Below are 4,677 nucleotides of genomic sequence, written 5' to 3' on the forward strand. Positions count from 1 at the left end.
GCAAGGACGAGCGATCTGGGGTGCGCCGCCCTACCAGCCCGGCCGCGTGGGCCGCCGGGATCGAGCAGATGCTTGCCCAGCGCTATTCCCTTACCCTGCCGCTGGAGTCGCACGGTTACTTGCGAGCTGTCGTCTACGGGCTTGCCGACAAGGCCGATGCTGCCGCTGAGCGCCAACGTGAAGCCGACGCCCGCGCCGGTCGCCACCTGGCAGCATCGCCCTCCAACAGTGCCTCTGAGCAGGAACGAAAGCTGGAAGACTCGCTTTACTACATCCAGCAGCAGCTGGGCTATGGCGCCATCACGGCTGACGAGGCCGAACATCAGCGTGAGGCGGCGTACCTGAAGTATGGAGGTGGCCCATGAGCGACATGTTTGACGAGGATCGCGAGGTTGATCCAGACAAGGCACTTGCGGCGGTGGGCATTCCGCGCACCTACCGCTGGCAGGGCACGCTTCAGGACATGTTGAGCGCTGTGCGTCTTGGGATGCAGCAGCAGCGGTTGGACGATACGATAGTTGACCGCGCCGCCGAGGCGATTGTGATGCAGCTGTGCGATACCTTGGGTGGGCAGATCATCTACCTTCCGCGAGGGGTCTCAATCCAGCGCGCATTGCGCAACGCCCGCATATACGCGGATTCACAACGCGGCTCGATGCCCCATGAGCTGGCGACACGCTATCGCATGTCCATCCAGAACATCTATGACATCATCGCCCGTCAGCGGGCGCTGGCCCGGCGAGCGGAACCCGACCTTTTCGGGTTCGATGATCCGTAACGTAGTGCAGTTGTCCGCACCCAATGAACCCCACTTCGGTGGGGTTTTTTCTTACGTATAGCTGAAACTCACATCGGCTCCCGCACGCGCAAGCTGTGCAGGCAGGGCAACGGTGTTGAAACGTTGAAGCGCGCCGCGCACCCCTGCCCACTGCCGGCGGCGGTCTGTCGCCGCCGGCTCCTTTGCAGGAGCTGCGCATGTCATCGTTGAAATCTGCCGTATCCCGCACCCTGGACCGAATCGGTTACGTGTGGTTGTGGGTTGCCATCAGCCTGGTGCTGCTGGCCTTTGTAGTACCGCTGAATCCGGCCAAGGCCGGGGCCTACCTGTGGGCGGTCAGCAAAATCGCCGCTGGCGGCGCCCTGGGCTACGGGTTTGACTGGGCCTTCTTCCGTGGCGGTGATCCGGCCAGACTGGAAGGCATCGAACGCTCGATGGCGCAGGCTCGCAGAGCCACCATCGTAGCGGCTGCCATCATCGGCGTGGGGCTGATCGGATGAGCTGGCGGCTCTACGGCTCCCTGCTCATCATCAGCCTGTTCCTGGTGGTTGCTCCGGCGCTGGCGTCCAGCCCTGTGGCAATCCCTGAAGCCTCCGCGCTGCATCGTCATCGCGTTGAGCAGGTAGTCGCTGATGTGTGGGGGGTCAACGGCTCTCCGGCGCGCCTGGCCGCACAGTTGCACCAGGAGAGCGGCTGGCGGATCAAGGCACGCTCCCCGGTCGGTGCGCAGGGTATCGCCCAGTTCATGCCGGACACCGCCCGCTGGATGGCACAGCAGTTTTCCCCCCAACTCGGCCAGTTCGATCCGTGGGACCCCGTCCAGGCGATCCACGCTGCTGCGCTCTATGACCGGTGGCTGCTGGATCGCGTCCAGCCTATTGGCTGGACGCCCTTGAGCGACTGCAGTAGATGGGCATTCGCCATGCGTGGTTACAACGGTGGCGAGGGATGGCTGCTGCGCGAACGAGGCCTGACCATTGCCGGGCGCGCAGATGCCAATGATTGGCAGCAGGTCGAGCGCTTCCGCGCCCGTGGTCCTGGTCCTCATGCAGAGAACATTGCCTACCCACGCCGCATCCTGTTAACCCTGGAGCCTGCCTATATCGCGGCCGGCTGGCCGGGCACAGCGGTGTGCCGATGAAGATCTCCGCGCACCTGCTCTTGTGGTTGGGCATTGCTGTGGTGGCCTTCGCGGGCGGCTGTTACTGGCGGGACGGGCAGACCGCTCGCAGCGACAACCGTCAGCTGCGCGACAACCTGAAACAGCTGACTGAAACAGCCGATGCCCTGCGCCAAAGCGCCGTTCAAAGCGCCCTGAACAACGACGCTGCCATCCGCCGCCTTGATGAGGTGGCTCGCGCCCGAGAGGAAGACCGTGAAGAAATTCAAAAGTGGGCAGCCGGACAGCAAGATGCACTTCAGGCGCTGGCCCGCGCTCAGCCTGAGCTGGGCAATCATGCTGGTGCTGGCGTCTTGCAGCACTGGAACCGCAGTAATGCCGGGGCAGACGCTGCCGGTCCCGCCCCCGCCGACGCTGCCGGCCAACCTGGTGCAGCCGTGCCCATCCCTTCCGGGGGCGCCCAGCGACGAATGGATCGTCCTGATTGCCAATCACGATCAGGCGACCGCGCAGTATCACGACTGTCGCAGTCGAATGGCGCGGTTGCTCGATGCGGCACAGCAGTGGGAGGTAATCGCCTGGGAATGGTACTGCGCATCCGTACGCGAGACCGGCCTGACGGTGGAGCGCTGCCCGCATGAGCGCCCAGCGAGACACGATCCCAGTTCGCGATCTGCTCAAGCTGCGCGATGAGTACCGAGCGATTGCGGCACGGATGGTGGTTGCCGAGCGCAGCAGCCGTGATCCCAATGCGGTGGATCGGCTGCGTGCGCGGGCCAGCACCTTCAACGGCTGTATTGCCGACCTCACTGATCTGATTGAAGGGAGGAAACACCCCAGTGATCGACGCTGCTGACCGCGCTGCTGCCGACGAAGCCCGTGCCTGGGAGCTGTTCGAGCAGAGCCGGCCCCAACTGGATGCCCTCGCGCCCGCGCAGTTGGACTGTATGGATTGCAGTGAGCCGATCCCGTCTGAAAGGCTGCAGGCCGTGCCGCGCACACGTCGCTGCCAGCCCTGTGCTGGCGAGGTCGAACGCCGATGAATGGACCCACGACCAACGACCTGCTCATCGGCGGACTGATTCTGCTGCTTGCCGTTGGGCTGGCCAATCTGCTGATCGGCGTACTGCTGTGGTGGCGCCACGTCAGCCTGGTTGCGCGTGTGACCCGGCTGGAGGTGTACCGCGAGCAAGCCCTGACCCATACCGATGTTCGACTGGTCTATGAACGCCTGTCGTCCATGGAAGGCCAGGTACAAACCACCAACCGGCTGCTGCAGACCGTCCAGCAGCACCTTCTGGAGAATGAATGATGAACACGTCCTTTGCCGTACGCCTGCGCGAGGACCGTCGCTTGGTGTTGCTGCGCTTGCTGCAGGAGCAGCGTGGCTATATGGCCAACTCGTCCGTCCTGCACGCAGGCCTCCAGTTTATGGGCGTGGCCAGCACCCGTGACGATGTGCGCACCGACCTGGCGTGGCTGCAGGAACAGGATCTGGCGGCGCTGTCCGAGGTGGTACCCGGCGTGCTGGTGGCCACTCTGACCGCTCGAGGCGGCGATGTGGCGACCGGACAGGCCGTTATCCCCGGCGTCAGCCGCCCCAGCCCGAAGTGAAGACATGAGCAAGCGCCGCGCCAAATCCAGTATCAGCCGATTGCCGGCGGAACAGCGCGCCAGCGTCGAGCGCATGTTGCGTGAGGATCGGCTGACGCTGGACGAGATGATTGCTGAGCTGCAACGGCAGTTCCCTGGGGAGCCGGCAGCCGAAGTCTCGCGCTCAGCCTTACACCGATACGAGCGCGGCTTTACTGAACTGACCGCACGGATGCGCGAAATCGAAGCTGTCTCCGATGCCGTCGTCGGCGAGCTTGGCGAGGGCGTGGGTGAGAAGGCCGGCGCGTTGCTTGCGCAGGCCGTCACCACATTGGCCACCAATGCCGCCCTGCAGGCGCACGGCAATGACAAGATCACCATAGACGAGATCCGCAAACTGGCTCGCGCGGCCAAGGATGCAATGGACACTCAGCGGGTGGGCGTCAACCTGCGCAAGGCCATCGCAGAAGAGGCCAGACAGGCATTGCTGCGCGAGCAGTCTGCGCGGTTGGACAAGGTGGTCAAGAGTGAAGGCCTGTCTGAGCAGACGGCAGCGGACATGCGCAAGAAGATCCTGGGGATCGGCTGATGGTCATCGCCAAAGCCAAGCGCGCCCGCACAGATCCCACCAAGACTGCCTTGGCCCAGGCAGTTTCAGGCGCTGAAACAAGCAGGGGCGACCTGCTGGAGCAGGAACTTCCGGCCAGCCTTGCCCTCGAAGTCAACAGCGCCACCGATGCGGTGCTGCTGAAGTACCAGCAAGACTGGGTGGCCGATGCCAGCGAGCTGAAGATTGCTGAGAAGAGCCGTCGTATTGGCCTTACCTGGGCGGAGGCGTCGGATAACGCCCTGACCGCCGCCAAGTCCCGCCAGGCCGGCGGGATGAACGTCTATTACATCGGCTACAACATGGACATGGCCATCGAGTACATCGAGGCCTGTGCCATGTGGGCGCGCGTGTTCAACGAGGTAGCCAGCGAGATTGAGGAAGGCGAGGAAGTCTTCAAGGAAGGAAACGACGAAAAGGCAATCAAGACCTACACGATCCGCTTTGCTTCCGGCTTCCGCATCGTCGCGCTCAGCTCGCGCCCGGCCAACCTGCGCGGCAAACAGGGCGTGGTGGTGATCGATGAAGGCGCCTTCCACGGCCAGCTCGATGAACTGCTCAAGGCAGCACTGGCGCTGC

Annotated in this window: 10 protein-coding genes and 1 pseudogene; 10 read left to right on the forward strand and 1 reads right to left on the reverse strand. The window is 63.8% G+C overall.

The genetic code is table 11. The features are described from left to right. From ACREPD_RS21700 to ACREPD_RS21715, 4 genes are all read left to right on the forward strand, one after another. Positions 1–365 (forward strand): hypothetical protein (locus ACREPD_RS21700; RefSeq protein ID WP_431601213.1); only part of this gene is annotated, 365 nt, incomplete at its 5' end. Then, positions 362–778, forward strand: a complete 417-nt coding sequence (locus ACREPD_RS21705; protein WP_431601214.1) for a Mor transcription activator family protein — start codon at positions 362–364, stop codon at positions 776–778. The genes ACREPD_RS21700 and ACREPD_RS21705, both read left to right, overlap by 4 nt. A gap of 197 nt (positions 779–975) precedes the next feature. After that, entirely contained in the window at positions 976–1,278 is a 303-nt protein-coding gene (locus tag ACREPD_RS21710; RefSeq protein ID WP_431601215.1) for a hypothetical protein, read from the forward strand. Next, positions 1,275–1,919 carry a transglycosylase SLT domain-containing protein gene (locus ACREPD_RS21715; RefSeq protein WP_431601216.1) on the forward strand — a complete coding sequence of 215 codons (645 nt, stop codon included), beginning with the start codon at positions 1,275–1,277 and terminating at the stop codon, positions 1,917–1,919. Before ACREPD_RS21710 ends, ACREPD_RS21715 begins: the two co-directional genes overlap by 4 nt. Here ACREPD_RS21715 and ACREPD_RS21720 read toward each other — a convergent pair. Further along, positions 1,877–2,236, reverse strand: coding sequence for a hypothetical protein (locus ACREPD_RS21720; protein ID WP_431601217.1), 360 nt, complete (start codon positions 2,234–2,236; stop codon positions 1,877–1,879). The genes ACREPD_RS21715 and ACREPD_RS21720 overlap by 43 nt on opposite strands. A 299-nt stretch (positions 2,237–2,535) precedes the next feature. Here ACREPD_RS21720 and ACREPD_RS21725 point away from each other — a divergent pair, with 299 nt between their 5' ends. The 6 genes and pseudogenes from ACREPD_RS21725 to ACREPD_RS21750 all read left to right on the forward strand — a co-directional run. Beyond that, a complete protein-coding gene (locus tag ACREPD_RS21725; RefSeq protein ID WP_431601218.1) occupies positions 2,536–2,754 on the forward strand; it encodes a hypothetical protein in 219 nt (72 codons plus the stop codon). Positions 2,755–2,845: 91 nt separating this feature from the next. Then, entirely contained in the window at positions 2,846–2,941 is a 96-nt protein-coding gene (locus ACREPD_RS21730) for a TraR/DksA C4-type zinc finger protein (protein WP_431601222.1), read from the forward strand. Continuing rightward, complete coding sequence (locus ACREPD_RS21735) at positions 2,938–3,210, forward strand: hypothetical protein (RefSeq protein ID WP_431601219.1); 273 nt, start codon at positions 2,938–2,940, stop codon at positions 3,208–3,210. Before ACREPD_RS21730 ends, ACREPD_RS21735 begins: the two co-directional genes overlap by 4 nt. Next, positions 3,207–3,512, forward strand: a complete 306-nt coding sequence (locus ACREPD_RS21740; RefSeq protein WP_431601220.1) for a VpaChn25_0724 family phage protein — start codon at positions 3,207–3,209, stop codon at positions 3,510–3,512. The genes ACREPD_RS21735 and ACREPD_RS21740 overlap by 4 nt, the downstream gene beginning before the upstream one ends. A 4-nt stretch (positions 3,513–3,516) precedes the next feature. Further along, on the forward strand, positions 3,517–4,080 hold the full coding sequence (locus ACREPD_RS21745; protein ID WP_431601221.1) for a phage protein Gp27 family protein: 564 nt from the start codon (positions 3,517–3,519) through the stop codon (positions 4,078–4,080). Continuing rightward, a pseudogene (locus tag ACREPD_RS21750) lies at positions 4,080–4,677 on the forward strand (hypothetical protein); the annotation flags it as partial. The gene ACREPD_RS21745 and the pseudogene ACREPD_RS21750, both read left to right, overlap by 1 nt.

Origin of the sequence: Stenotrophomonas sp. (assembly GCF_050737075.1) — a bacterium.
Classification (GTDB): domain Bacteria; phylum Pseudomonadota; class Gammaproteobacteria; order Xanthomonadales; family Xanthomonadaceae; genus Stenotrophomonas.

Excerpts from the sequence above, each read along its gene's own strand:
- ACREPD_RS21705 (WP_431601214.1), top strand. The coding sequence starts at position 362 with ATGAGCGACATGTTTGACGAGGATCGCGAGGTTGATCCAGACAAGGCA.
- ACREPD_RS21710 (WP_431601215.1), top strand. The coding sequence starts at position 976 with ATGTCATCGTTGAAATCTGCCGTATCCCGCACCCTGGACCGAATCGGT.
- ACREPD_RS21715 (WP_431601216.1), top strand. The coding sequence starts at position 1,275 with ATGAGCTGGCGGCTCTACGGCTCCCTGCTCATCATCAGCCTGTTCCTG.
- ACREPD_RS21720 (WP_431601217.1), bottom strand. The coding sequence starts at position 2,236 with ATGATTGCCCAGCTCAGGCTGAGCGCGGGCCAGCGCCTGAAGTGCATC.
- ACREPD_RS21725 (WP_431601218.1), top strand. The coding sequence starts at position 2,536 with ATGAGCGCCCAGCGAGACACGATCCCAGTTCGCGATCTGCTCAAGCTG.
- ACREPD_RS21730 (WP_431601222.1), top strand. The coding sequence starts at position 2,846 with ATGGATTGCAGTGAGCCGATCCCGTCTGAAAGGCTGCAGGCCGTGCCG.
- ACREPD_RS21735 (WP_431601219.1), top strand. The coding sequence starts at position 2,938 with ATGAATGGACCCACGACCAACGACCTGCTCATCGGCGGACTGATTCTG.
- ACREPD_RS21740 (WP_431601220.1), top strand. The coding sequence starts at position 3,207 with ATGATGAACACGTCCTTTGCCGTACGCCTGCGCGAGGACCGTCGCTTG.
- ACREPD_RS21745 (WP_431601221.1), top strand. The coding sequence starts at position 3,517 with ATGAGCAAGCGCCGCGCCAAATCCAGTATCAGCCGATTGCCGGCGGAA.